This window comes from Phycicoccus ginsengisoli, from assembly GCF_054779295.1.
Genome location: NZ_BAAGYN010000001.1, coordinates 243,723 through 268,979, shown reverse-complemented (window position 1 = coordinate 268,979; position 25,257 = coordinate 243,723). Strand labels below are relative to the sequence as shown.

General features: G+C 75.0%; 23 protein-coding genes. 7 read left to right on the top strand and 16 right to left on the bottom strand.

What is annotated here, in order from left to right:
* The first annotated feature begins 87 nt into the window (after window positions 1-87).
* The 3 genes from ACYVDO_RS01210 (at window position 88) to ACYVDO_RS01200 (ending at window position 3,766) form a co-directional block, all read left to right on the top strand.
* Window positions 88-1,065, top strand: coding sequence for a DUF808 domain-containing protein (locus ACYVDO_RS01210; RefSeq protein WP_460932203.1), 978 nt, complete (start codon window positions 88-90; stop codon window positions 1,063-1,065).
* A gap of 179 nt (window positions 1,066-1,244) precedes the next feature.
* Entirely contained in the window at window positions 1,245-3,179 is a 1,935-nt protein-coding gene (locus tag ACYVDO_RS01205) for a hypothetical protein (protein ID WP_460932201.1), read from the top strand.
* A 59-nt stretch (window positions 3,180-3,238) separates the two neighbouring features.
* Window positions 3,239-3,766, top strand: coding sequence for a YbaK/EbsC family protein (locus ACYVDO_RS01200; RefSeq protein ID WP_460932199.1), 528 nt, complete (start codon window positions 3,239-3,241; stop codon window positions 3,764-3,766).
* A 27-nt stretch (window positions 3,767-3,793) separates the two neighbouring features.
* On the opposite strand, the gene ACYVDO_RS01195 is transcribed toward ACYVDO_RS01200, so the two are convergent.
* The 4 genes from ACYVDO_RS01195 to ACYVDO_RS01180 are packed head-to-tail and all read right to left on the bottom strand — an operon-like array spanning window position 3,794 to window position 7,094.
* On the bottom strand, window positions 3,794-4,978 hold the full coding sequence (locus tag ACYVDO_RS01195; RefSeq protein WP_460932197.1) for an SIS domain-containing protein: 1,185 nt from the start codon (window positions 4,976-4,978) through the stop codon (window positions 3,794-3,796).
* Between the two features lie 40 nt (window positions 4,979-5,018).
* Window positions 5,019-5,225, bottom strand: a complete 207-nt coding sequence (locus ACYVDO_RS01190) for a Trm112 family protein (protein ID WP_460932195.1) — start codon at window positions 5,223-5,225, stop codon at window positions 5,019-5,021.
* On the bottom strand, window positions 5,222-6,664 hold the full coding sequence (locus ACYVDO_RS01185) for a phosphomannomutase/phosphoglucomutase (protein WP_460932193.1): 1,443 nt from the start codon (window positions 6,662-6,664) through the stop codon (window positions 5,222-5,224). The genes ACYVDO_RS01190 and ACYVDO_RS01185 overlap by 4 nt, the downstream gene beginning before the upstream one ends.
* Window positions 6,665-6,707: 43 nt before the next feature.
* Window positions 6,708-7,094, bottom strand: coding sequence for a DUF3499 domain-containing protein (locus ACYVDO_RS01180; protein WP_460932191.1), 387 nt, complete (start codon window positions 7,092-7,094; stop codon window positions 6,708-6,710).
* Window positions 7,095-7,153: 59 nt separating this feature from the next.
* Here ACYVDO_RS01180 and ACYVDO_RS01175 point away from each other — a divergent pair, with 59 nt between their 5' ends.
* Window positions 7,154-7,597, top strand: a complete 444-nt coding sequence (locus ACYVDO_RS01175) for a metallopeptidase family protein (RefSeq protein ID WP_460932189.1) — start codon at window positions 7,154-7,156, stop codon at window positions 7,595-7,597.
* Window positions 7,598-7,693: 96 nt separating this feature from the next.
* Here the strand turns inward: ACYVDO_RS01175 and ACYVDO_RS01170 are convergent, their stop codons facing one another.
* The 7 genes from ACYVDO_RS01170 to ACYVDO_RS01140 form a co-directional block, all read right to left on the bottom strand.
* On the bottom strand, window positions 7,694-9,193 hold the full coding sequence (locus ACYVDO_RS01170) for a DUF5719 family protein (protein WP_460932188.1): 1,500 nt from the start codon (window positions 9,191-9,193) through the stop codon (window positions 7,694-7,696).
* Window positions 9,190-12,450 carry a glycosyltransferase gene (locus tag ACYVDO_RS01165; protein ID WP_460932186.1) on the bottom strand — a complete coding sequence of 1,087 codons (3,261 nt, stop codon included), beginning with the start codon at window positions 12,448-12,450 and terminating at the stop codon, window positions 9,190-9,192. Before ACYVDO_RS01165 ends, ACYVDO_RS01170 begins: the two co-directional genes overlap by 4 nt.
* A 33-nt stretch (window positions 12,451-12,483) precedes the next feature.
* The gene (locus ACYVDO_RS01160) at window positions 12,484-12,747 is read right to left on the bottom strand and encodes a WhiB family transcriptional regulator (RefSeq protein ID WP_310149452.1); all 264 of its coding nucleotides are present in this window, start codon (window positions 12,745-12,747) and stop codon (window positions 12,484-12,486) included.
* Window positions 12,748-12,885: 138 nt separating this feature from the next.
* Window positions 12,886-13,113, bottom strand: a complete 228-nt coding sequence (locus ACYVDO_RS01155; protein ID WP_460932184.1) for a ferredoxin — start codon at window positions 13,111-13,113, stop codon at window positions 12,886-12,888.
* Entirely contained in the window at window positions 13,110-14,198 is a 1,089-nt protein-coding gene (locus ACYVDO_RS01150) for an NADH-ubiquinone oxidoreductase-F iron-sulfur binding region domain-containing protein (RefSeq protein WP_460932182.1), read from the bottom strand. Before ACYVDO_RS01150 ends, ACYVDO_RS01155 begins: the two co-directional genes overlap by 4 nt.
* The gene (locus tag ACYVDO_RS01145) at window positions 14,195-14,758 is read right to left on the bottom strand and encodes a ferric reductase-like transmembrane domain-containing protein (protein ID WP_460932180.1); all 564 of its coding nucleotides are present in this window, start codon (window positions 14,756-14,758) and stop codon (window positions 14,195-14,197) included. The genes ACYVDO_RS01150 and ACYVDO_RS01145 overlap by 4 nt, the downstream gene beginning before the upstream one ends.
* The gene (locus tag ACYVDO_RS01140) at window positions 14,755-15,726 is read right to left on the bottom strand and encodes an FAD:protein FMN transferase (protein WP_460932178.1); all 972 of its coding nucleotides are present in this window, start codon (window positions 15,724-15,726) and stop codon (window positions 14,755-14,757) included. The genes ACYVDO_RS01145 and ACYVDO_RS01140 overlap by 4 nt, the downstream gene beginning before the upstream one ends.
* A gap of 522 nt (window positions 15,727-16,248) precedes the next feature.
* On the opposite strand from ACYVDO_RS01140, the gene cofD reads away from it, so the two are divergent.
* Window positions 16,249-17,223: a 2-phospho-L-lactate transferase gene (cofD, locus tag ACYVDO_RS01135; RefSeq protein ID WP_460932665.1), complete on the top strand. Its 975-nt coding sequence runs from the start codon at window positions 16,249-16,251 to the stop codon at window positions 17,221-17,223.
* A 1-nt stretch (window position 17,224) separates the two neighbouring features.
* Window positions 17,225-18,256 carry a coenzyme F420-0:L-glutamate ligase gene (locus ACYVDO_RS01130; protein WP_460932176.1) on the top strand — a complete coding sequence of 344 codons (1,032 nt, stop codon included), beginning with the start codon at window positions 17,225-17,227 and terminating at the stop codon, window positions 18,254-18,256.
* Between the two features lie 90 nt (window positions 18,257-18,346).
* Here the strand turns inward: ACYVDO_RS01130 and ACYVDO_RS01125 are convergent, their stop codons facing one another.
* Entirely contained in the window at window positions 18,347-19,282 is a 936-nt protein-coding gene (locus ACYVDO_RS01125) for a DNA-3-methyladenine glycosylase family protein (protein ID WP_460932174.1), read from the bottom strand.
* A gap of 122 nt (window positions 19,283-19,404) precedes the next feature.
* Here ACYVDO_RS01125 and ACYVDO_RS01120 point away from each other — a divergent pair, with 122 nt between their 5' ends.
* Window positions 19,405-20,106, top strand: coding sequence for a DUF3105 domain-containing protein (locus tag ACYVDO_RS01120; RefSeq protein WP_460932172.1), 702 nt, complete (start codon window positions 19,405-19,407; stop codon window positions 20,104-20,106).
* 113 nt (window positions 20,107-20,219) lie between these two features.
* Here the strand turns inward: ACYVDO_RS01120 and ACYVDO_RS01115 are convergent, their stop codons facing one another.
* Genes ACYVDO_RS01115 through ACYVDO_RS01100 form a run of 4 tightly spaced genes read right to left on the bottom strand, consistent with a single transcriptional unit; the run spans window position 20,220 to window position 25,155 of the window.
* Window positions 20,220-21,086 (bottom strand): class I SAM-dependent methyltransferase, encoded by an 867-nt coding sequence (locus ACYVDO_RS01115; protein ID WP_460932170.1) that lies wholly within the window; start codon window positions 21,084-21,086, stop codon window positions 20,220-20,222.
* Window positions 21,087-21,095: 9 nt separating this feature from the next.
* Window positions 21,096-22,079 (bottom strand): lysylphosphatidylglycerol synthase domain-containing protein, encoded by a 984-nt coding sequence (locus tag ACYVDO_RS01110; protein WP_460932168.1) that lies wholly within the window; start codon window positions 22,077-22,079, stop codon window positions 21,096-21,098.
* Window positions 22,079-24,019, bottom strand: coding sequence for a glycosyltransferase family 4 protein (locus tag ACYVDO_RS01105; protein WP_460932166.1), 1,941 nt, complete (start codon window positions 24,017-24,019; stop codon window positions 22,079-22,081). Before ACYVDO_RS01105 ends, ACYVDO_RS01110 begins: the two co-directional genes overlap by 1 nt.
* Complete coding sequence (locus tag ACYVDO_RS01100; protein ID WP_460932164.1) at window positions 24,016-25,155, bottom strand: glycosyltransferase family 2 protein; 1,140 nt, start codon at window positions 25,153-25,155, stop codon at window positions 24,016-24,018. Before ACYVDO_RS01100 ends, ACYVDO_RS01105 begins: the two co-directional genes overlap by 4 nt.
* Between the last annotated feature and the right edge of the window lie 102 nt (window positions 25,156-25,257).

Genomic DNA, 25,257 nt, shown 5'->3' with positions numbered 1-25,257 from the left:
CGGCACTGCACGGCGCACTAAGGTGTTTCCCGTGACGACCGACCTCCTGGTCCGCGCCCGGGACGAGTCCGCCGTGGCGGTCGACTGATGGCCGGCGGACTCTTCGCACTACTGGATGACGTCGCAGTGCTGGCCAAGGCCGCTGCTGCCTCCATCGACGACGTGGGGGCGGCTGCCGGCCGTGCCAGCGTGAAGGCCACGGGCGTGATCGTCGACGACACCGCGGTCACTCCGCGCTACGTCGAGGGTATTGCTCCCGCGCGCGAGCTGCCCGTCATCCGCACCATCGCCATCGGCTCGCTGCGCAACAAGCTCCTCTTCATCCTGCCGGCGGCCCTGCTGCTGAGCCAGTTTCTGCCGTGGGCCCTCACCCCGCTGCTCATGCTCGGAGGCACCTACCTGTGCTTCGAGGGCGTGGAGAAGATCTGGGAGCGCCTGGCCGGACACAAGGAGGAGCACGCCTCCGGGGCCGGTGAGGAGCCGGCCGCCGACGAGAAGCAGATCACGAGCAGCGCCATCCGCACCGACTTCATCCTCAGCGCCGAGATCATGGTGATCTCGCTCAACGAGGTGGCCGGCGAGCCGTTCGTGAGCCGGGCGGTCATCCTCGTCATCGTCGCGCTGCTCATCACCCTGCTCGTGTACGGCGTGGTGGCCCTCATCGTGAAGATGGACGACGTGGGGCTGCACCTGTCGCAGACGGGGTCGGGTGCAGCGCGCGCCGTCGGCCGCGGCCTCGTCCGGGGTATGCCGGGCCTGCTCGCCACGCTCTCGGTCGTGGGCATCGCGGCGATGGTCTGGGTGGGCGGCCACATCCTGCTGGTGGGCCTCGACGACCTCGGGGTCCACGCGCCGTACTCGTGGGTGCACCACGCCGAGGAGGCGGTCCACGACGCCACCGGCCCCCTCGGTGGCGTGCTCGGGTGGCTCACGAACACCGTGGGCTCGGCCGTTCTGGGAATCATCGTGGGCAGTGTCGTGCTCGGCCTACTCACCGGCGCGCATCGGCTGAGGGGTGACACACACCGGAGCGCGGGAACCACACACCCGAGGACTGGCGCCTGACTCGCGACCAGACCTGCGTGGTCGCTCGCGCCACTCCCCAGCCGACTGCCGGCCAGGGTCCGTGCGGACCCCCAGGACCTCACCCGTTTGGGCCACAATGTGGCACTTGCGTCATTCGTGATCCCGGACACGCCTAGCTTTCACCGCGAGTGCAAGCTTCTGGCAGTGGGGGATGGTCCATGGGGGTTCCGGTCGACGTCGTCGTGCCCGATGTCGGCGTCGGCGTCCGGACACTGCCGCGGCGGGTGGCGCGTCTGTCGGGAGGTCCTTCTCGCAGGAAGGCTCTGACGGTCGGCATCCTGACCACCCTCGTGGTGGGGGGGCTCTGCCAGGCCCTTCCCCCACCGGCTCCCGCCATCGTGGGGCTCTTCTGCATCGCTGCCGTTCCGTCGGCTCCAGACCTCGCACGCCGTATCGCCATCAACCTGGTGGCCGTGGTGGCGTGGCTTCCGGTGACGATGTGGCTCCCACCCAGCCTGCTCGGCGCCACCAGGGCGCCTGCCGTGGTTGCGTTGCTGGTGGGAAGCCTCGTGCTGTGGCGGCTCGCTCCAGGTTCCAAGGCGCGACTCCGTCCGCGGGTCACGCTCAGTGACCTCACCAGTCTCACTGCCGGGGTCGTTGCGGGCGTGGCGGCCTGGCCCTTCGCCTGCGATCGCTCGCCGGAGGCACTCCTCTCGGTGCTCTTGCGCGGATGGGACAACGCGGGCCACTTCTTCATGTACTACCTGCAGCGCAGTTCCGGTGTCGCGAGCCCCCTCGGGGTCCGCCCCGCCGACGGCAGCCGCTGGGACTTCACGAACTACGTCCAGTGGCCACATTCTTCGATGGCCTTCGTCGCCGAAGCAGTCTGGGGAGCAGCACCGGGGAGCGCGCTCGTGGAACTCGACCGGTACGCGCACCTCCAGTGGGGGATCTATGTGGCCAGTGCCTGTCTGGTGTCCACAACGACCCTTGCGTCACTTCGTGCCGTTCATCGGGCACGGCGTGCACTCGCGGTGCCCATCGCTACCGGCGTGGCCGTGACGGCGGTCCCCGGGGCACGACTGCTCTTCCTGGGCCACAGCACCTTCTTGTTGGTAGCGGTCTCGGTAGCGTCCAGTCTCGTCCTCGCGTGCTGTGAGCGGAGCAAGGCTCGGGCCACGTTCGTCTGTGTGAGCGGCGCCGTGGTGAGCCTCAGCTGGGTCCTGCTGACTCCGGCGATCGGCCTGCTCGCCGCGCTCAAGTCCCTCGACGTGCTCCGCAACGGCACGCGAGCCGCGCGTGCGTGGGTTGTCCTGGGGGCGGCTGCCGCACTGGGACTGGCGGCGCGAGTTGCGTGGCTCGACCGGCATGCATCCCCAGCCATCACCGCCGAGGGCGAGTCGACGCGCCCTCACCCCCTGGTGCCGATCCTGCTGCTTGGCACCCTCGTCCTTCTCAGCCACCTGGATGCCAAGAGGGGTGTTCATACCGAGCGAGGACGGTACTTCCTGCTGACGGCCGTAGTGAGCTGCGTCGAGCTCTCGGCGTTGGCCGGCTACCAACTGGCTTCGGTCGGTCAGGTTTCCTACTACTGGTGGAAGCTGGCAACGGGAATATCCCTATTCGCTTTGATCGCATGTGTTGTGCAGTTGTGCCGACACCTCGACGAGTCAGGTGCCAGGCGCGGTCCAGTGTGGGTCAGGTCCACGGCAGTCCTCGCCGCAGGCACCCTGGGCTGGGGTCTCCTGGACCTCGACATCCCAGCACCCGCGATCGTTTATGGCCTCTCGCTTCCATCCGCCCTCACGGACCGAGACCGCCAAGTGGATGCGGCACAGCTCGTGGCCCTCCTGGAGCAGCCTCCCTGCGGGCTGCCACCGTCAGCGACGACGATGTACCTGCCAACGAGGGATGACCGGAGCGGCGCGAACCTTGACCAGTGGTACCACGCGCTCACGCTCACCAGGACGGCTCGCGTCTCCGACGCATTGGCGGCTGTCCAGGGTCAGGCGGCGGCATCTCCGTGGATGAGCGCTTCAAACACCTGGGTCGTGTCGTCGAGGAGCCCACGCACACAGGGCTCCGGGCCGAGCTGCGTGATAGTGCCGAGCGACGCCCCGCGGAGCTGGCTCGACGCACCGACCACGCCATAGTGTGCACGCTCGGAGCCGCAGGCGCTGTGACGCCCGCTCCCCCTATTACCCTCGGCCGCATGGCCACCCCCGAAGGCACGCTGTCCTGGGCTCCTGCGGCCGACCACCCGGAGCTCCTCGCCCAACCCGTCGCCGCCGCCCTCGCCCACGCCCCCTCGGCCCGCGTCGCACCGATCGACCCGACCCTGGCCGACACGGCTGCCTTCTGCGAGGCGTACGCAAGCGACCCGGCCCACTCCGCCAACTGCGTCGTCGTGGCCGGCAAGCGCGCCGGGGAGCTGCGGCGGGCGGCGGTCATGGTGCTCGCCACCGACCGGGCCGACATCAACGGGGTCGTCCGCCGTCACCTCGACGTCCGCAAGATCAGCTTCGCCCCCATGGACGAGGCCGTGGAGCTCACCGCCATGGAGTACGGCGGCATCACCCCGGTCGGCCTGCCCGGCGACTGGCCCGTCCTCGTCGACGAGGCGGTCCTCGCCGCCGGCACCGTCGTCATCGGCAGCGGCATCCGCGGCAGCAAGCTGCTCGTCGAGGCTGCCGAGCTGGCGGCCCTTCCCACGGCCGAGGTCCTGCGCCTGTCCCTCTGAGCAGGCAGCCAGTCGGTGTGCGCCGGCTCAGCGCCTGCCGGTGCGGTCGGCCAGGTCGGCGACGTGCGGGGAGACCCCGGGGTCGAGGCCCAGCCCCAGCGCGAGGTACGTCGCGGCGAAGTCCGAGGTCGCCATCAGGCCGGCGAGCCGGGTGACCGGCTCCCCCGGCCCGGCGACGACCTCCGACACTCGCGCCCCTGCCTCCCGGGCCGCGTCGGCCACGGTGTCCGCCAGGCGGGCGGCCTCGTCCGACTCGCGGGTCGGTGGCTCGACCGGCGCGTCCCGCAGCAGCAGCAGCGAGAGCCGGGGCGACACCGGCGTGTCGAGGTAGGGGTCGGCGAAGATGTCGGCCTCGGCCCGTCCGCGGTCCGCTCCCTCGGCATCGCCAACCCGCCCGCCGCCGGAGAAGGTCGTCGTGAACGGCCCGTCGAGGCAGGCGACCACCTGCGCCGCGTCGTCCGGCAGCTCGCCGGTAGTCGCAGGCACACGCGCGGTCCGCGCCAGCATCGAGGCGGCCCGCAGGGCCGCGACCCCAGCCAGCGGCCCGTCCCCGAGGATGACGGGGACGCCCTCCGCGAGGTCGGTGGCCAGCACCTTGGCCGGGTTGACGAACGACTCCGACGAGGGCCGGCACGCCTCTGCCACCTCGTCGAGCCGGTCCGCCGTGTCGGAGAGCACCCGTTCGTCGACGTGCACCAGCCCCAGCCGGCCGGCTCCGAGCAGCACCGGCGCCAGCAGCGACCACAGGGCGGTCCGTGAGGACGCACGTTCCCGGCCGATGTCGATGTGCACGCCGCGGGCCCGCGCGCAGACGTCCGCGAGCGGCGACTCCGTCGCCCCCACGGTCAGCAGGGCCGCACCCCGGCGCGCAGCCTCGGCCGCGAGCGCGAGCGGCCCGGCCGCCCGGCCCGACAGCGACACCGCGATGACGAGGTCGAGCGGGCCCACCCACCCCGGCAGCGGCAGGTTCCGGCGCACCGACACGGGCACCGGCGACCCCGGCTCGGCGAGCAGGTCGAGGACGTCGCACACCACGGCCGAGCCACCGAGCGAGGCGACGAGGACCGACCGAGGGCGCTCTCCCCCGGCCACCCGGTCGATGCCACCCTCCGTCGCGAGGGCGATGGCCTCGCGCACCTGGGCGCCGGCCGTCGCCAGGCCGCGCAGGGTCTGCCGTGAGTCGAGGGCGGCGACCGCCTCCTCGCTGTCCATGCGAGCCTCGTCGAGGAACGGTGCCATGGCGGCGCTCGGCTCAGCCGGGCTTGCGGGCTTCGTCGACCAGCAGCACCGGCACGCCGTCGTCGATGCGGTACTGCAGGCCGCACGAGGTGTTGGTGCAGTGCAGCTCGGGGCCGGCCGCCCCCTGGGCGTCGGCCAGCTCGGACCGGCACGCCGGGCAGCGCAGGATCTCGCGCAGCCAGGGCTCGATGGAGGCCGTTGCCCCTGTGTCCTGAGTCATCCTCGTTCTCCTCTCACCAGGGCGAGGACATCGTCCCGCACCCGTGCCATCGTGTCTGCATCCGCCGCCTCGACGTTGAGCCGCAGCAGCGGCTCGGTGTTGGACGCGCGGAGGTTGAGCCACCACATCGGGTCGCCGTCAGCGCCCGCGTGGGTCGCCGTGAGGCCGTCGAGCTCGTCGAACTCGGCACCCCGGCCGGCCGCCCACTTGCGCACGCGCTCGGTGGCGGCGCCCGCGTCGGTGACCGTCGAGTTGATCTCGCCGGACGCGGCATACCGGCTGTATGCCGCCGTGAGCCGGCTGAGCGGCTCGTCCTGCTCGCCGAGGGCGGCGAGCACGTGCATCGCCGCGAGCATGCCGGTGTCGGCGAACCAGAAGTCGCGGAAGTAGTAGTGGGCGCTGTGCTCCCCGCCGAAGACCGCGTCCTCGCGGGCCATCTCCGCCTTGATGAACGAGTGGCCCACCCGGGTGCGAATGCCGCGCGCCCCCGCCTCGCCGATGATCTCGGGGACCGCCGCGGAGGAGATGACGTTGTAGACGATCCCGACGTCGCCGGCGTCGCGGCCGTCCGCCACCTCGCGGGCCACCTCGCGGGTGGCGACGAGCGCGGTCACCGCGCTGGGGCTCACCGGCTCGCCGCGCTCGTCGACCACGAAGCAGCGGTCGGCGTCGCCGTCGAAGGCCAGCCCGAGGTCCGCGCCCTCGCGCACCACGGCGGCCTGCAGGTCCCGCAGGTTCTCGGGCTCGAGCGGGTTCGCCTCGTGGTTGGGGAAGGTGCCGTCGAGCTCGAAGTAGAGCGGGACCACCTCGAGCGGCAGCGCGGGCAGGCCGGCGCCCGTGCCCAGCACCGCCGGGACCGTGTGACCGCCCATGCCGTTGCCGGCGTCGACGACGACCTTGAGCGGGCGCCCCCCGGACAGGTCGACCAGGCCGCGCAGGAAGGCGGCGTAGTCGGTGAGGACGTCGCGCTCGGTGACCGCGCCGGGCTCGAGGTCAGCGGCCCCCTGGGAGGTGCCGGCGTCGAGCAGCGCCTGGGCGGTGTCGCGGACCGTCGCCAACCCGGAGTCCTGGCCGACCGGGCGGGCACCAGCACGGCACAGCTTGATGCCGTTGTAGCGGGCCGGGTTGTGCGAGGCGGTGAACATCGCGCCGGGCAGGTCCAGCGCCCCGCTGGCGTAGTAGAGGCCGTCGGTGCTGCACAACCCGATGAGGGTGGCGTCGAGGCCCTGGGCCGTCACCCCGGCCGCGAAGGCCCGCGACAGCTCCGGCGACGACGGCCGCATGTCGTGGCCGATCACGACGCCACCGGCTCCGTCTGCGGAGACGAGCCGCGCGAACGCGGCACCGATCGCCCACGCCACGTCGACATTGAGCTGCTCGGGGACGACGCCGCGGACGTCATAGGCCTTGACGAAGTCGGTCAGCACGGGAACGGGCACGGCACAGACCCTAGCGGGGCGTGGTGGGACCGGGACCCGGGGATCAGAGGTCGCGCAGGACGCGCAGGTGCCCCCGGCGGCTGGTCTCGACGGCTCCGGAGCCGCCCTCGTCGTTCTGGCCGACGACGCGCGAGGGCGCCACCGGCTCACCGAGCTTGGGGCGACCGGCCTCGCGCACGGCGTTGGCGAGCGCGAGGAGGTCGTCGTGCGAGGGCTCCGGCTCGACGTACTCGCCCGACAGGCGCACGATCTCCCAGCCCCGGGGGGCGGTGAGCCGCTCGGCGTGGTCGCCGCACAGGTCGTAGGTGTGCGGCTCGGCGTACGTCGCCAGCGGCCCGACCACCGCGGTCTGGTCGCCGTAGACGTAGGTGAGTGTGGCGATGGCGGCCTTCGGGCACGCGGTGCGCGAGCACCTTCTCGACAGACTCACGCGAGGACTGTATGCCACGGCTCCGACAGCGCCGCCCCGGCACGCCGTAGGGTGGCACGGTGAGTTCGACCCGAGGCGCAGCCGGGCAGGGCCGTGGCCGCACCCGCGACCGGCGCGGCCGTGGCCTGAGGGGTCCGCTGGCGTGGCCGGCGGTGCCGGCCATGGCGACCCGCCGCGAGCAGTTCGACGACCTCGTGCTCGACACCGCCGCCCGGCTCGAGGGCCGGATCGGCCCCCGCATCCGGGACGTGGAGTTCGCCGTCGAGGACGTGCCGCCCTCCGACCCCGCGCCGTGGGAGCGCGACGGGGTCCCGCTCGGGCGCACCTTCCCGGCCCACGGGCGCCAGCCCGCGCGGGTGGTGGTCTACCGGCGACCGGTGGAGAACCGGTCGGAGAGCGCCCGCGAGCTCGCCGCCGTGGTCCAGGACGTCGTCGTGGAGCAGGTCGCGGCCCTGTTCGGCCTGAACCCCGAGCAGCTCGACCCGCGCTACGACGAGGACTGACTCCGGCGAGCCGGCGGCTCGCCCTTCCAGCCCCGGCTGAGCGGAGCCCTCGGCACCGGCCCGCGGCCGCGCGACCCGCCATCACCCACGCGGCGCTCAGCCCAGCGGGGCCTCGCGCACCGCCACGGTCGTGGAGCGCAGCGCCGCGTCGCGCAGTGGGGTGCTCGAGATGAGCGTCCCCGACGCGTCGTTGGCCCAGGAGACGACCCCGGCGCGCAGTGCACCGGCACCGGAGACCCGGTGCACCCAGACCGAGGCGGCAGCGCTGACGTCGACGCTCGTCGTGGCGTCGGCGCCGATGCTCACCCGGGTGGACGTCGCGGTCCCGTTGCCGTCGACCGTCACGACCTCGGCGCCGACGGTGTCGCCGGTCCCGGTCAGCAGCAGGGTCCGGTGCAGGGACAGCCCGTCGGGCGCACCCGCGGGCCGGTCGAGGGGCAGACCCGCGACTCCGCTGATCGGTGGCGTCGACGACGTCCACGCCAGGTCGCCGGGCTGGCCCGGCGCGTCACGCACCACCACCACGCCGGCCGCCACGGGGTGGTCGGCACGCACCTGGATGGCCGCCGAGCCGGTGGGCAGCTTGGACAGGTCGATGTCGTGGACCGAGCCGCCCTCGACGCGCACGACGCCGCCGGAGGGCAGGGCACGGGGCCCGTCCTCGGTGAGCACCCGTGCCTGGACGACCGCCTCGTCGCGGCCCGGGACGACCACGCGCAGGGTGGCCGTCCCGGAGACGGAGACCGCCGGGACCACCTGCTCGCGGGACGGCGCCGCCGTGGGCAGCGCGTCGTCCGACCCAGCGGGACGGGTGCCGTCGAGCCACGTGTCGGCGACGACCGCGCCCACGACCCCGCCGTGGGCGACGACGTGGACGGCCGGGTTGGCGAGGTCCGGGGAGATCGAGTCGAGCAGGAACGCCGTGCGGCCGTGCGCCGGGACGACCAGTCCCGTGCCGCCGGGCGAGGCGACCGGGCCGTCGGCTCCGTGCAGGGTGACGTCCACCGACACGGGGTTGCCGCCGGGGTTGGTGAGCACGAGGCGCTCCTGGCGTCCGGGGTCACCGCCACCGGCGAGCAGCCAGAGGTCCGAGCCCGGGTCGCCGCAGGCCGTCACCGACAGCGCCCGGCGGTCCCCGGTGGAGACCAGCCACGACTGGGCGCCTGCGAGCCCGGGCGCGAGGTCCTGGGTGGCCCGCACCTGCACGCCGGCACCGGTCGTGACCGTTGCCGAGGTCCCGGCCGCCCGGTCCGCCGCGGGCGTTCCGAGTGCCTTGCCGCCGGGCATGGACCGCAGCGTGACGCTGCCCCCGCTGCCCTGGGGCTGCAGGGACCCCAGGACCCGCTGGGGCGCCGTCGCCGCGGACACCCCGACGGGGAGGGACTCGTCGTCGAGACCGGGCACGCCGCGCAGCTCGGGGCCGGGGCACAGCAGCGACGCCTCGCGCACGGGCGCGCTCGCCGGGACGGAGGAGCCCTGGCCGGCGTGCGAGCCGACGGCGAACGCACCGTCGTACCGGGTGGCGGCGAGGACGACACCCGCGGCGGCGGCCGCGACGAGGGCGGTCCGCACGAGCGCGGCGACGGGGACGGTCATGGACGCCTCCGGGACGCGCGGTTGCCGAACGGGATGGCCACGAACAGCGCCACCAGCAGCGCCAGGCCCTGCAGGTACCGCCAGTACGTGTCACTGGGGAGCACGGTCACCACGAGCCGGTGCGAGCCGGCCGGGACGGGGTATGCCGCGCCGTCGCCGCGGGGGGCCAACACGACCCCGTCGCTGGTCACCCGCGCGTGGCGGGTCCACTGCAGCGGCTCGGCGAGCACCAGGGTGGTCCCCTGCGGGGCCACCACCTGCGCGTCGAGCCGGCCGTGGTCGCCGGTGGACGGGACCACCTGCTCGGAGGACTTCGTCACCAGGCGGGCACGGGCGGGGGCGAGGCTGTCCTCGCCGGCCCTGCCACCGCCGGGGAGCACCCGCCAGAAGATCGTGCCGTCGTGCTCCCCCAGCCGGCTGAGGCCCCCGGTGGCGTCGAGCACGCGGACCCGGGGGTCGTCGGCGTCGGCCCGCAGCCCGACGAAGCCCACCGCCAGGTCCGAGAGCGTCGCGGTGGGGCTGGTCGTCGGGGCGTCGCCCTCCTGGAACAGGGCCGAGACCGCCGCGGAGAGGGGAGCCGTGTCGGCCCGGCCGGTGCGGTCGGGCACGGCGCGGGCGACGTCGCCCGGCTCACGGCCGACGAGCCGGTACGCGAGGCCCTCGCCGTCGGGCCCGACGAGCACCATGCGGTTGGAGATGCCGCTCTCGGCCTGGTCGACCGCGACAGCGGGTCGCGGGTCGGACCAGGCCCCCAGGGTGGAGCCCACGGTGTGCCAGGCCGTCCATCCGGCACTCGTGAGCACGCCCGCGACCAGCGCCCCGGCCACTGGCCAGCGCAGGAGGGCCGGCCAGCCGCCGCGGGCGCGGCGCACGGGCAGCCCGTCGGCAGCGAGCAGCGCCGCGGCGATGAGGGCCAGCGCCCACACGAGCAGGCCGGTGCCGGCCCACACCGTCACCGGCTGGCCGGCTCGAGGGAGCCCGTCCGGCACGGCGCCGAGGACGATCCGGGGGGCGGCGACGGCATACGCGAGCCCGACGAGGCCGAGCAGCACGAGGGCGCCGGCCGCGGCGCCCCGGCGCCCGTGGCGCAGCTGCGCCACGATGCCCGCGGCGACCACCGGCGCCGAGAGCAGCACCGGGAACGAGCCGGGTCCGCCCGGGTGGAGCAGGGCGAGCTGCCAGGGCGCGGCCTGGGAGGTGCCCCACACCGCGAGGCCGGGGCCGGTGACGAGGAGCTCGGGCCGCGCCAGCACGCTGCCGACGAAGGGACCCAGCAGGGCCAACGGGCCGACGACGAGCGCCAGGCCACGCCACCGGCCGCTCCCCGGACCGACCACGACCAGGCCGAGGCCGGCCAGCAGCACCGGCAGGAGCAGGACGGGGGCGAAGGCGCCGAGCACCGCCGCTGCCAGGACGGTCGCCGCCGTCGCGGTGGCCGTCCCGGTGCGCCGGGCGGCCAGCACGACGCCCGCCGCCACGAGGGGGAGCAGGACGGCTGCCACGACGCCCCCGAGGCGGCCGCCGCCGACGGCCGAGGCCAGGACCGACGTCGTCGACCAGGCGAGGGCGGCGAGGGCGCGTGGCCAGCGCGAGTGCGTGACCACGCGGCCGGCGAGGTAGGCGGTGAGCGTCGCCAGGGGCAGGGCGCCCGTGACCAGCAGGGCGGTCGCGGCACCGGCCGGGGAGGCCGGCGCGGGGACGAACGGGACGTGCGAGACCACCCAGGCCAGGCCGGCGAGCACGACGAGGTGCGGGCCGGCCTCACCGGACTGACCGAGGCCGGCGCCGTGCCAGCCGTCGAGCCACGCGTGGTACAGCGAGGACGCCGTGGCGCGGCCGCCGAGCAGCTCCCCGCCGCTCAGGCCGGAGCCGATCCGGTCGACCCAGCTCCCCCCGAGGTGACGGGTCCCCACGACCGCGACGACAGCCATGACGAGCACCGACAGCAGGCCGGGGTTGCGGGCGCCCCGCGACAGCCACGTCGAGCCCAGGACGTGCAGGTCCTGGGCCTCGTCGGCCACGGGACCGGACTCGACGCCCTCCTCGCTCGAGAGGTCGGCGTCGTCGACGCCGACCTGGTCGTGGATGAGGTCGGTGGTGTGCCGCAGGACGGTGCGGGGCGGGACGAACAGACCGTGCAGGTCGCGTCGGCGCACCCGGCGGGTGCCGCGCGAGCGCCAGCGCGCACCCAGCACCCGGCCGGGGGTGAGCACGGCACCCACGTCGGACAGCTCGGCCCACGCGGCGCGGGGCCGCTTCGCGAGCAGCAGCGCCACTGCGGCCAGCGCGCTCGTCGCCACGATCCACAGGCCGAGCAGGGGCAGCGCCCACAGCGCGCAGCGGGCCAGCGCAGCCCGGCGCGCCTCCCGGCGCCGACGGGCCGAGGGTTCCGCAGCGGCCGGCTGGTCGCCCTCGAGGTCCGGGGCGCCGGTCCGCAGCGTGGCCCGCGGGACGACCACGACCCGGCGGCCGGACTGGTGGACCCGCCAGGCGAGGTCGAGGTCGCCGCCGAAGTCGCCGAGCGCACGGTCCGGTCCACCGAGCCGCTCGAACAGCTCCTGCTCGACGAGCATGCCGGTCGCGGGGACCGCCAGGACGTCGGTACGGCGGTCGTACTGGCCCTGGTCGGGCTCCCCCGGGGCGGGGGTCGGGATGACCCGGCCCGAGCGGGTCAGCTGCACGCCGACCGACCGCAGCGCACCGGGGCGGTCCCAGTCGAGGAGCTTGGGGCCGGCCAGCCCGACCGAGGGGCTGCGCCGGACGGCGTCGAGCAGGCGGGCCAGGGTCATCGGGGCCGCCACGCTGTCGCTGGTCAGCACCCACACGTGCGGTACGGCGTCCGGGCCGGTCCCGATGTCGTGGCCGGGGGCTCCTGTGGCGGCGGGGTCGGCGTCGGTTCCTGCGGCGGGGCCGGCTGTCGGTGGTGAGGCTGTCGGTGGTGAGTGGGAGGTTTGCGCCAGCGCCGCCCGGACGGCGGCGGAGACCGAGCGCAGGTGGGGCAGGGTGACGAAGAGGATCTCGGGGACGGCCTCGGCGAGGCCGTCGTGGGCGCGGACCCGCTCGACGGCGTTGCCGTCGGTGCCGTCGTCGACCACGACGAGCCGCTCGGGGCTCCGGGTCTGGCGCGCGAGGGAGTCGAGGGTCTCCTCGAGGGCCGAGCCCGGTCCGCGCAGGACCAGGACCGCCGTGACGACGGCGCGGGCGACGGGCCCACCCGTGGGGTCGGTCAGGCCGTGCTGGGGTGGGGCAAGCGTCATGCGCTCGTCACGGGGGAGCCGCCGCTCGGGCGGCTAGACCGCACGCTTCTTGAGCTTGCGGCGCTCGCGCTCGGACAGCCCACCCCAGATGCCGAACCGCTCGTCGTTGGCCAGCGCGTACTCGAGGCACTCGGACCGGACCTCGCAGCCCACGCAGACCTTCTTGGCCTCGCGGGTGGAGCCGCCCTTCTCGGGGAAGAACGCCTCGGGATCGGTCTGGGCACACAGCGAGCGCTCCTGCCAGGACAGCTCACCCTCGTCGCCCCCGTCGAGGGCGATCAACTGAAGTTCCTGCACGGCTTCCTCCTCGACCCGGTTCGCCGTCGTCGTGACCGGCTCGTCACAACACTGGAATTACACGCGTGTCATACGCGGTTAGTCAAGCCGAAGTCTGATATTCGCCCGATCGGAGGACCCGGGCAGCCCCGCCTCCCCTCACCCGCGGCCGGTGAGGTACAGCGCGCGGGCGGGGCACAGCCTGACGGCGGCCTCGACGTCGGCCGCGTCGTCACGCACCGGACCGGCCGCCACCAGCGGATATCCCCACTCGTCGATGGCGACCGTCCGGGGCAGCAGGCTCGCGCAGATCCCGTGCCCGCTGCACGCCACGCGGTCGACCCGCAGCTCCGGGGCGCGGTTGCGCGAGGAGGTCCCCGCGCTCACGCCGCCACCCCCGCCGAGGTGGAGCAGCGGCCGGTGGCGTGCTCCTCGAGGTGGTCCGCGAGGACGCGGACCGCCGAGGCGGCGAAGCCGGCCACCCCGTCCGGGAACCGGCAGGCACCGCGCCCGCGCAGGAGGTCCGCTCGGCGCCCCACCCGGTCGAGGGCGGCATCCCAGCTGCGCGAGGGCGCCCCCGCGGCCAGGACCTCCCAGTCACCGGCGAGCGCGGGCACGCCGAACATGCAGGGCCCGCACTGGCCGGCGCTTTCGCCCGCGGCATACCGCAGCCACCGGGCCACCTCGTGGACCGGGCACTCGCCGGGGTCGAGCACGTGGACGACCCCCGGGCCGGTGGTCGTGCCGTACGGCAGTAGGTCCTCGCGCGACCACCGCAGCGAGAGCGCCTCGCCGGCCGACAGCAGCACCCCACCGAGGCCGCCGACGACGACGGGGCCCTCCGGCAGGGGCCCGCCGGCCGCCTCGACCAGGTCGGCCAGGCGCACGCCGGCGGCGGTCTCGACGACGCCGGGGCGGTGCACGGCGCCACTCACGGTGACCAGGCGCGGGCCGGGCTCGGCGGCCGTGCCGTGCAGCCGGAACCACTCCGCCCCGTGGTCGAGCACCTGGGCCACCCGCCAGAGGGTCTCGGCGTTGAGAACGACGGTGGGGGCGATGCGACGCCCGGCGGAGTCGACTCCGCCGCCGACGAAGGGGGCCCGCTTCGTCATCGGCCGGGCGAGCCCGCCGTGGGCCAGCGAGATGAGCGAGGACTCCTCCGAGGACACGTAGCGGTGCGGCACCTCCAGCACGGGCAGCCGCGCCGCGCGCAGCCGGGCCAGGGTCGCCGAGTCCCGGTGCGCCGCGAACCGGACCCGCTTGCCGGCGACGGCCCGGGCGCCCCGGACGAGCTCGTCGAGGTGGTGCTCGACGACGAACGCGTCCTTGGCGGCGCCGAGCTCACCGTCGCAGGCGTTGACGATGAGCGACGCGCGGTGCTGGTGGGCCGCCCGGATCTTCGTGGCGGTCGGGAAGGCCCCTCCACCGCGCCCGGTGAGGCCGGCGGCGTCGAGCTGGGCGATGAGGCTCATGTCCACTCCTGGAGGGCGACGGCACGACGGCGGTCGCGGTCGTGGTGGGTGGTGACGGCGCGCCAGGCCAGCGCGCCGAGGCCGATGGCGGCGCAGGCGAGGGTGGTGCCGCGCAGCAGGGGCTGGTTCGCGGTCCCCATGGCCCAGCCGTGGACGACGGCGGTGGGCCACAGGGCGAAGGCCAGGACGTGGACGGCCTTCCAGAGCCGCTCGGGCAGGCTGTGGCGCAGCAGCGAGGTGACGACGAGGGCGAGCACGAGGTCGAAGGCGATGGTGCCGAGACCGACCCACAGCGGCTGGTACCCCGAGGTGAACGGCAGGACGGCCGAGACGAGGTCGATGTTGACGTAGGTCTCCCCGACCGCGGTGGCGATGTGGGCGAGCAGGAACGTCGTCGTCCCCAGGGCCAGCGAGCGGTGCAGCCCCATGACGACGGCCGGGGAGACCCGGTGCGGCGCCCGGCGGCCGGCCGTGAGCGCCCCCAGCACGAGCACGGCCGTGAGCAGGGCCAGGCTGGCGATGCCGGTCGCGCGCGAGGTGTACCAAAGGAGCTCGTTCATGCCGCGCTCCCGGCGAGGTCGTGCCGGGCCGGCTCGGGCCAGCCGGGCGTGGTGGTGACGGCGCCGTCGGTGGCGCGGTCCAGCCGTGCCGGTATGCCGTGCCGGGCCAGCCAGGCGGGCGCGTCCGGACCGAGGACGACCGCCGCCGTGGACGCGGCGTTGGCCTCGACCGCGGTGGCCCCGGCACAGGTGACCTGCTCCCAGTGGCTGGAGGCGGTGCGGCCCGTGCGCGGGTCGACGATGTGGTGGCGCGGCTGGCCTCCCTGGGTCCAGGTGCGCCGGGTCGTGGAGGACGTGGCGAACGCCTGGCCGGTCCCGGTGACGACCTGGCGGACCTCGCCCAGCGTCCCCTCGACCCCCACCTGCCACCCGCCCGCGGGCAGCTCGCCGGAGACGGCGATGTCGCCGCCGAGGCAGACGAGGAAGCCGCCGGGGAGCCGGGCCGCGAGCCGGTCCGCGATGACGTCGGCGGCGTGGGCCTTGGCCGTGGCCCCGAGGTCGAGCAGGACACCCTGCGGCAGGCTCACCCGGCCGAGCTCGCGCTCCAGCCGGACGTCCTGCCAGGCCCCAAGTTGGGACGGCACCGGGGGGAGCGGGCGGTCACCGGCGCGGACGACGTCGAGGTCGTCGTCGTAGCCGCTGGCCACGACGGCCGCCCCGACGGTGGGGTCGACCAGCCCGCCGGTCAGCCGCGCCGCGGTGAGGGCGGCCTCGAGCGCGTCGGCCAGCACGCCGGACACCAGGGACGACACCGGCCCGACCTGGGCGCGGCGCGCGAGCAGGCCGACCTCCGAGTCGGGCCGGAAGCGAGAGGCCGCCAGGTCGAGCTCGGCCAGGTGGGTCCGGGCGACGACGATGGCGTCCCCGAGCGTCTCCGGGCGGGTGACGACCACGCGGTGGGTGCTGCCGATCGCCCGGAACGTCGCCGCCGCGGTGAAGACGCCGGCGGCGTCGTGCCGGCCGGTCACGACCCGCTCGAGGTCGCCTGGGACGAGCCGGAGCCCGACCCGACGGAGCCGACCGACCCGAAGCCGCTCGAGGACGAGGACGACGTCGACCGCGTCGAGGTGGGGGCCTTGGCCTTCGCCCTGGCGGTGGCCTTGGCCTTCGCCGTGGACCTGGCCTTCGCCGTGGCGGCGGACGTCGTGGCCGAGCTCGAGGACGGGCTCGCGGAGCCGGTCGCCGCCGAGGAGTCGCTCGTCCCGGTGCCGCGCGAGCTGCCGGCTGCGGTGGTCCTCCCCTGGTCCTGGGCCAGGTGCAGCCCCAGGGCGGTGCTGACGGCGGTGGCCGCGAGCATCGCCCCGGTGGTCCACCGTCGGGCCGTGGTCAGCGGATGGGTGCGGGGGGTCATCGCCGGGTCCTTCCTCGGTCGAGGCTTCGGTACATGTCCCCACCGTGGTGGCGGTCCCTGTGCGGTTGCTGTGGGGGCCATGGGGGTTGTCTCCCGCCCTCGTGACCGGCTCGAGGGCGGCACTGACAGACTGCGGGGCATGCGCATCACGGCACTGGCCGGTGGCGTCGGCGGGGCCCGCTTCCTGCGCGGCCTGCGCGACCACCTCGACCGCACCCCCGACCTCGCGGACACGACCCTCACCGTCGTCGGCAACACCGGTGACGACATCACCCTGTTCGGCCTGCGGGTCTGCCCCGACCTCGACACCCTCCTGTACACGCTCGGCGGCGCGGTCCACGAGGGGCAGGGCTGGGGCCGCGCCGACGAGAGCCACCGCCTCCAGGGCGAGCTCGCGGCCTACGGCGCGGAGCCCCAGTGGTTCGCCCTCGGCGACCTCGACTTCGGCACCCACGTCGTCCGCTCCCAGTGGCTCGGGCAGGGGCTGACCCTCTCGGAGGTCACCGCGCGCCTGGCCGAGCGGTGGGGCCTGCCCGGGCGGGGCATCACCCTGCTACCCATGACCGACTCCCCCGTCGAGACCCACGTCGTCGTCGAGGACGGCGACGGCCGCAGGGCCGTGCACTTCCAGGAGTGGTGGGTGCGGATGCAGGCCCAGGTGCCGGCGGAGCAGTTCCTCGCCGTGGGCATGGACCGGGCCACCCCCGCCCCCGGGGTGCTCGAGGCGATCCGCGAGGCGGACGTCGTCCTGCTGCCCCCGAGCAACCCGGTGGTGTCCATCGGGATCGTCCTCGGCGTCCCCGGCGTCCGGGACGCGCTGCGCGGCAGCCGCGCGCCCGTCGTCGGCGTCTCCCCCCTCATCGGCGGTATGCCGGTGCGCGGCCACGCCGACGCGTGCCTCTCGGCCATCGGGGTGGAGTCCACTGCGGGCGCGGTGGCCGGGCTGTACGAGGACTTCCTCGACGGCTGGCTCGTGGCACCCGACGACGTCGACGCGGTGAAGCTCCCCCGTGCCACGGTCGTGGGGCGGCCCCTGCTCATGAGCGACCGCGACGCGGCGGCGGACATCGCGGGCGCTGCCCTGGACCTGGCCCTCGGGCTGCAGGGCGCCTGAGGTGCGGCTGGAGGTCATCGGGGTCGAGGGCGTCCCGGAGGTCCGGGCCGACGACGACCTGGCGGCACTGCTCGTCGCCGCCTGCGCGGCCATGCCCGTGGACCTCGTGGACGGCGACGTGGTCGTCGTCTCGAGCAAGGTGGTGTCGAAGTCGCTGGGCCTGTGGGCCGACACGCGCGACCGTTCCGCCGCCGTCGTCGGGCAGACCGTGCGCGTGGTGGCCGAGCGGATGGCCGGCGACCGGTTGACCCGGATCGTCCAGGCCACGAGCGGCCCGGTCATGGCCGCGGCGGGGGTGGACGCCTCGAACACCGGCGGGGTGGACGGGCTGCTGCTGCTGCCGGACGACCCGGACGCCGAGGCGGAGCGCCTGCGCGAGCGGCTGCTGGTGCTCACCGGTCTGACCCGGCTCGGCGTGGTCGTGAGCGACACCGCAGGCCGGCCGTGGCGGGTGGGTCAGACCGACTTCGCCCTCGGCGCGGCGGGGGTGCAGGTCACGGACGACCTGCGCGGCGGCGTGGACGCCGACGGCGCTCCCCTCAGCGTCACCAGCCGGGCCGTCGCGGACGAGCTCGCGGCCGCCGCCGACCTCGTCAAGGGCAAGGTCGCGCACGTCCCGGCCGCGGTCGTCCGTGGCTCGGGCTGGGCCACCGAGGTCGTCGGCGCGGGCGCGCGCAGGCTGGTGCGCACGGGGCGCGAGGACTGGTTCGGCCTCGGCCGGGTCGAGGCCGTCCGGTCCGCGCTGGGCGTCCCGCCGGGCTCGCCCGCCGCCCTCGAGGACGGCATCGCCTCCGTGGCCCCCGAGGCGGTGGGCGATCGTGTGGCCCGCGCCGTGCGGGTGGCGCTGCGCGGCTGCCCGGACGCCGCCGTGGACGTCGGTGCCGGCCACCTGCGCGTCCAGGCGGACTCGGCCTACCAGCTCGGCGTGGCCGTCAGCCGGCTGCGGACGGCGCTGTGGGGCGAGGGCGTCGAGGTCGAGGACCCGCCGGAGCCGGCCGGGGTCGAGGTCGTCCTGCACCTGCCCACCGCCTGAGCCCCTGCACCCCGGCCGGGCTCGACGCCGGGGTCCGCCTCCGACCCTTCACGTATCCGGGCAGGGCACCGCACCGATCGCCCGAGGGCGTCAGCGCTGGCGGTTCGGCAGGTGGGTACGGGGTGCCATCCGCGGCCCTCGGCGGGGACGCATCGCCCCGCTCAGCTCGAGCAGCCGCTGCACGCGGTACCGGTGACCCCGGTACGGCTCGAGGACCTCGGCCATCTCCTCGTCACCGAGCGCCTCACCGGTGAGGGCCCACGTGACGTTCTTCGCGACGTGGTAGTCCCCGAAGCTCACGGCGTCGGCGTCACCGAGCGCCCGTTGGGCCGTCTCGGCAGCGGTCCACACCCCGATCCCCGGCACGGATCGCAGCCGCCGCCCGGCCTCCTGCGGGGGGAGGCCGACCGCCTGCTCCAGCCGGCCCGCGACCTTGGCGGCGCGCACCGCCGTGCCCGACCGTGCGCCGTCGACAGAGGCGCGCAGCCACTCCCACGACGGGATCGCCGCCCAGCCCGCGGCGTCCGGCGCCACCCACAGCCGCCGGTCCGTGCCGGCGCCCGGCGCCCTCGACCCGAAGCGCCGCACGAGCACGCGGTACCCGGCGAACGCCTCCTGCCCGGTCACCTTCTGCTCGATCGCCGCGGGCACGAGGGCGTGCAGGACCAGGCCCGACCTCGGGACGTGCCACGCGGCATACCGGCGGTGGGCCCGGGCCACCTGCGGGTGGTGCGCCTCGAAGTCGCTGTCGTCGTCGTCGGCTCCCAGCAGGGACGGCACGTGCTCGAGCGCCCACTGCCCGCCGGGCCCCCAGGCCGTGGCGTGCACCTCCGCGAGGTCGGACCGCTGGACCAGCCGCAGCGTGGCCGGACCCGCCGGGGTCGGCAGGCCCAGCCACCAGCCGTCGCCGCGGTCGGACTGGAAGGTCGGGTCGCCGGCACCGCGGCGGAACGCCGCCAGCACGAGGCCGACCGCCGTCGGGCGGCCGGGTCGCCACACACGGGTCGACTCGGCTGACGGGGACACCACGGCATTGTCGCGCGTTGCCCTGACAGACCACCGTCCGCCGGTCCCCCCGGACCCCGGCCGGGCCCGCCGGCGGGGACCGTAGACTCTGCGCGAACCGCCCCCGACTCCCCGAGGAACCCGTGAGCAACAAGCGTGCGAGCCAGGACCGCAAGGCCCGACTGGCCGAGATCCAGCAGCAGCAGAAGGCCAAGGAGCGCCGGGTCGCAGGAATGATCATCGTCGGCTGCCTCGTGCTGCTCGCCGCCCTCGGTGGCGTGGTGCTGTTCGCCGTCAACGACGCGAAGGCCAAGCAGCTGCCGAACCTCGGCGTCTCCGTCGCGGCCGCCAAGTGCCAGCCCATCACCACCGACGCGAACTCCGGCAGCGGCGAGCACGTGGGGCCGGGCACCAACAAGCCCGACGAGACCTCGGTGAAGTACGACACGGTCCCGCCGAGCCACGGACCGCACTTCGCCACTCCAGACGTGAGCGGCCGGGACTTCTACACCGCCGCCGACCGGCCGCCGCTCGAGGTCCTCGTGCACAACCTCGAGCACGGCTACACGATCCTCTGGTACGACGGGACGAAGGTGAAGGACACCGCGCTGCTCAAGGAGATCGCCGACAAGGCGGACAAGCAGCCCGACGCCTCCGGCAAGTTCAAGGTCGTGGAGTGGGACCCCAGCCGTGGCGCCTTCCCGGCCGGCACGCCGTACGTGCTCTCGCACTGGGCCTCCGACGCCGGTCACCGCCAGGCGTGCGGCGACCTCTCCGGCCAGGTCGTCATCGACTTCATCTCCAAGTACCCCAAGGAGAACACCCAGGAGCCCGGCGCCGCCTGACGCCGAGCCCGGCGCGGCCGAACGCCCAGGCGCCGGGCCCGACCCCTCGGGAACGGCCCCGACGACACCGATGCCGCCCGCGGACCGCGGGCGGCATCGGTGCGTCCGAGCGGCTACCGGCGGCGGAAGGTGAGCAGGATGAAGGTGTAGTCGAGGCCGACGCGGTCCCAGTGCACGGGGCGCTCGGCGTGCGACAGGGCGTCCGAGGTCGACAGGTCGCCGACGAGCTCGAGCCCGGCAGCGTCGGCCGTCGAGACGAGGGCGCTGATGTCCGCGGGGCCGAAGATCTTCACCGGCGTGCCGTAGGCCGTGCGGCCGGTCGTGTCGGGCGGGTCCTGGTCGTAGTCGGTGGACACGCACAGCACCCCACCCGGGCGCAGGACGCGGGCGCTCTCGCGCAGGAAGCCCTCCAGCGGCACGCCGTGCTCGATCACCGACATGCAGGTGATGGCGTCGAGCGAGGCGTCGGGCAGTCCGGTCGCGGTCACGTCACCGTGCCGGAACACCACACCGTCGCGGCGCACCTCGTCGCCGAACTCGAGGTTGATGCCGAGCAGGGAGCCGCGCTCCCCACCGAGCCCGTAGAGCCGCAGCCACGGCAGGACCGGCGAGTAGCGCGCGCTGCCGGCGTCCATGACCCTGGCCGTGCGCGAGCCGTCGTCGGCGAGGGTGAGGACGGCCCCCACGGCGCCGAGGGCGTCCCAGTTCTTGGGCTGGTCACGGTGCAACGGGAGGCGCAGGCGCTTGCCCTCGGCCACGGCCCGTTGCCAGTCGACCGCGGTCCGCAGGACCGCGGTGGGCGGGACCGAGCGCGGGACGGGCCGGTTCGCGGCATACCCACGCCTGGCCTCGGCCCGGCGCTGGACCGCCACGCGGGCCCACAGGACGTGCTCGGCGGCACGCTTGGCGACGGCGAGCAGCGGTCCCCCCGGCGGCGCGGCGACCTGTCCCGAGGCCGGGGCCTGGTCTGGAGTCGTCATTGGCGCAACCTATCGTTCCTGCTCCTCGGGCACGACGATGTGGTCGTGCACCCGTTCCTCCCGCGAGGTGAGCAGGTGGTGCGAGCGGGCGTACCCCCACCCCAGCAGGGCGAACACGACGTCGGACACGACCGTGAGGAACCGCGAGATCACCACCACGGCGGTCGCGGCGGAGGTGGAGGTGACCGGCCCGAGGATCAGCACGAGCAGCCCCTCGCGCACCCCGACGCCCGCCGGGAGCACCACGCTGAACATCGCGAGCGAGGAGGCGAGCGCGAACCCGCTCAGGGTCCCCAGCAGCAGCCGGCCCTCGTCGTACCCGGTGCCGGTGGCCCGGGCCAGCACGAGGACGTGCGAGCCGGAGGCGAGCCATGCGCCGATGAAGAGCACGCTGGCGGTGAGCACGGCCCGTCCCGACAGGGTGTGCTCGAGCGGCTCGCGGCGCAGCACCCGCAGCACGAGCGCGATCCCCCAGTTGAGCAGCCGCGGCCACAGCACGACGGCGAGCAGCGGCAGCACGAGCAGCAGGACCCAGCCCGTCGTCGCCGCGCCCCCGCCGAGCCCGAGGAGCAGCGGCAGGGCCGGCAGCCCGACGATGAGCCCGCAGACGGCCGCCAGCGCGACGCTGAGGAACGCGACCACGGCCGAGCGGCGCCGGGGGATCTCCAGCCGCGCCCCCATCTCGGCCTGCGCGACGATGCTCCAGACGGCACCGGGCAGGTACTTGCCCAGCTGGCCGACGAAGAAGACGCCACCGGCCGGCGCCACGTGCAGCGGGGTGCCGAGGTCGGCGAGCAGCACGCGCCACCCGAGCATGGTCAGGACCGGCGGGACGCAGACGAGCACGGCGGCGAGGGCGAACGTGCCCCCGTCGATGCGGTCGATGTCTTGCGAGACCTCGGCCCAGTTGCGCGCCACGGCGACCGACACCGCCGCCACCACGAGGACCGCGAGCGCGATGCGCAGGCCCGTGAACACCCGGGCGCGCGTCATCACCTCCGCCTCAGGGTGAGCCGCAGGAGCCCGTATGCCGCGTCGGTGCGGTGGGAGGCGCCGCTCGCCCGCCGCATCCGCTCGGTCATGTCGCCGTCGAGGTCGCCGACGAGGACGAAGCCGAGGTCGTGCGCGCGGGCCAGGACGCCACGGACGTCGGCCGGGCCGAGGGCTCCGTCGGCGCCGGGGTGGCCGATCGGCAGGGTGAGGCAGAGCAGCCCACCGGAGCGCAGCGCCCACGAGGCCTGGCTCATCGCCTCGTCGACGTCGTCGGCGTCGCAGCCGCCGGGGTGCAGCCGGGTGATGACGTCGAGCGAGGCCGTGTCCACGTCGAGGACCTCGACGCTGGAACGGGGTCCGGTGAGCTCGAGCTCCACGGGTGCGAAGCCGATCGCGCGCGCCCAGCGGGACAGCGGCGACCGGCTGCCGCTCTCGTCGACGATGACGGCGCTGCGGCGGCCGTCGTCGCGCACCCGGACGATCGCCGCGAGGGTGCCCAGGGCCGCCCAGGCGGCGATGCCGTCGGAGCAGCGGGGCAGGCCGAGCGCGCGGGCGAACGCCCTGGCGTCGTCGGCGTCCTCGGCGTCGGCGAGGACGTCGGACGGGCGGATCCACTCGGGCAGGTCGCCAGGCCCGAGCTCGACGTCGGGACGCGCGGCGGCCACGAGGCCCCGGACGCCGGTGGTCAGCCTGCGGCCGAGCCGTCCGGCCACCGCCGCCGCACCGGTCGGCTGCGGCTCGTCGCCGTCCCTGTCCGCGGGGTGGGGCTCCGCCGCGGGCTCGACGCTCGCGAGCGCCTCGATCGCGCCCACGTACCTCGCCCAGGGCCCGGACAGGTCCGGGGGCCGCACGGCGGCCCGCAGCTGCTCGGCATACCCGGGCTCGGCGAGGCGACGCAGCGCGGTGACGAGGGCCTCGGGGTCGTTCGGGGGGACGACGAGCCCGTCGACGCCGTCGCGGACCTGGCTGGCGAAGCTGCCGACGTCGGTGGCGAGCACGGGCAGGCCGTGGCGCTGGCCGAGCAGGGCGTTCTGCGACGCCGTGGCACTGCGGTAGGTCAGGGCGAGGACGTCGTGGCCGGCGAGCAGCGGCGCGAGCCGGTCGGCGGGCACGTAGCCGCCGTGCACCTCGACCCGGTCCCGCAGCCGCGGGTCACGGGCGAGCTCCTTGACCCGTTCGCCGCTCGCGCCCCACATCTCCCCCGCCACGGTCAGCGTCGGGCCGGGCACCTCGGCGAGCGCCTCCATCAGCAGGTCCACGCCCTTGTACTCGCGGACCAGGCCCAGCGCCAGCAACCGGGGCGGGCCCTCGTGGGCGGGGCGGTCGACCGGGGGGCCGCCGGGCAGGTGCGGCGGCAGCACCGCGACCGTCACGTGGGCGGCGTGCAGCTCGCGGGCCAGCCGGGCCTGGTCGTCGCTGTGGACGAGGACCGCGTCGACGCGGCCGAGGAGCTGCTGCATGAGCTCGCGGTCGCCCCGGTGCGGCTCGTGCGGCAGGACGTTGTGCGCGATGACGACGGTGCGCGGGTGGCCGGCGCGGCCGGGCCGGCTGGCCCGGGCGCCACCGGTGGTCGCGCGCCGCCCGACACCAGCCGCGCGCAGCAGGGCGAGGTGGGCAGGCACCACGGCAGGGATGACGTGGACGACGAGCACGACGTCGAAGGAGCGCAGCCGCCGGCCGGTGCGCACCCAGGTGTCGGGGCGGGCCCAGCTCAGCGCCCGGACGGTGCGCGGGTACGGCTCGACGTCGGGGGCACCCCCGGGGACGGACTGCTCACCGGGGTAGAGCCGGCTGGGGTAGAGGTGCGACCACGAGACCAGGGTGACGTCGTGGCCGGCGTCGGCGAGCTCGTGCGCGAGGCTGGTCGTGTGGGCGGCGACCCCGCCCTTGTACGGGTGGGTCGGACCGACGACCGCGACCTTGAGCGACGCTGTGCTCACACACCCGCCCGCGAGCGCACGACCAGGTCGGACAGCAGCGCCAGCGACCCGATCATGATGCCGCTGACGATGAGCAGCACCGTGCTCGCCGGGAAGTAGAACGGGTGGCGGACCATGTCGACGACGGCCTTGAGCACGCCGATGACGATCATCCAGAGGGCCGGCGGCATGAGGACCTTGAGCGGGTCGAAGTACATGACCATCCGCAGCACCTGCAGGATGTAGCGGTAGGCGTCGCGGACGAAGTGGAACTTGCTCTCCCCGGCGCGCTTGGCGTAGCTCGTCGGCACGTACTTGATGTCGTGCTGGTTGGACAGGAACGCCAGGGTGATGGTGGTGACGCAGCTGAACCCGGGCGGCAGCAGCCGCAGGTAGGGCAGCGACACCTCGCGCCGGAACGCGCGCAGGCCGGAGTTCAGGTCGGGGATCGTCTGGTTCGTGAGCTTCTCGGCGATCTTGCGGATGAGCCACTTCGCCGGGACCCGGGCCCACTTGTGCGTGCCCTCCTCGGTGGTGCGGGCGCCGACGACCTGGTCGTACGTCGGGTCGTCGCGCAGGATCCGCACCAGCTCGGGGATGCGCTCGTTCTCGTAGGTCATGTCGGCGTCGGTCCAGACCACGATCTCGCCGAGGGCCTGCTGGGTGCCGATCCGGCGGGCCGTGCCGCTGCCGCCGTTGCGGCGGAACGGCATCACGCGGATGGCGGGGTAGTCCAGGGCCGCGCGCTGGAGCACCTCGAGGGTGTCGTCGGTCGAGGCGTCGTCGATGCACAGCAGCTCGTAGGTCAGCTCGCTGGCGTCCATCGCCGCGGTGATCCGCTCGATCTCGCGCATGACGTGCCGGCCCTCGTTGTAGCAGGGCAGGACGATGGTGACGTAGGGCTTCGTGGGGTCGTCGCCGGCTGGGCGCGTGGCGACCTCCGTCGCCGGCAGGTATGCCGCGTCGGCCGGGTGCACGGGCACGTCCCCGGCCGCGGGCGTCAGGGAGGATGCGGGCGTCACGGTGGGCGCTGGCGTCACGGTGGCCTCGGGTGCCCCGCCGACCGCGGGCGTGACGGTGGTCTCGGGCTGACCGGTGCTGATGACCTCGGTCGCCGGGCTCTCGGGCACCGGGAAGGTCTGGGTAGGTTCGCTCATCTCGCCCGCGAGCCTACCGGCCGGGCGGGCGGCGGCCGCCGGACGACCACCTCGACCGCGGGGCCGGCGTGTCCGCGCCGACACGCCGGTCCCGGTCGCGAG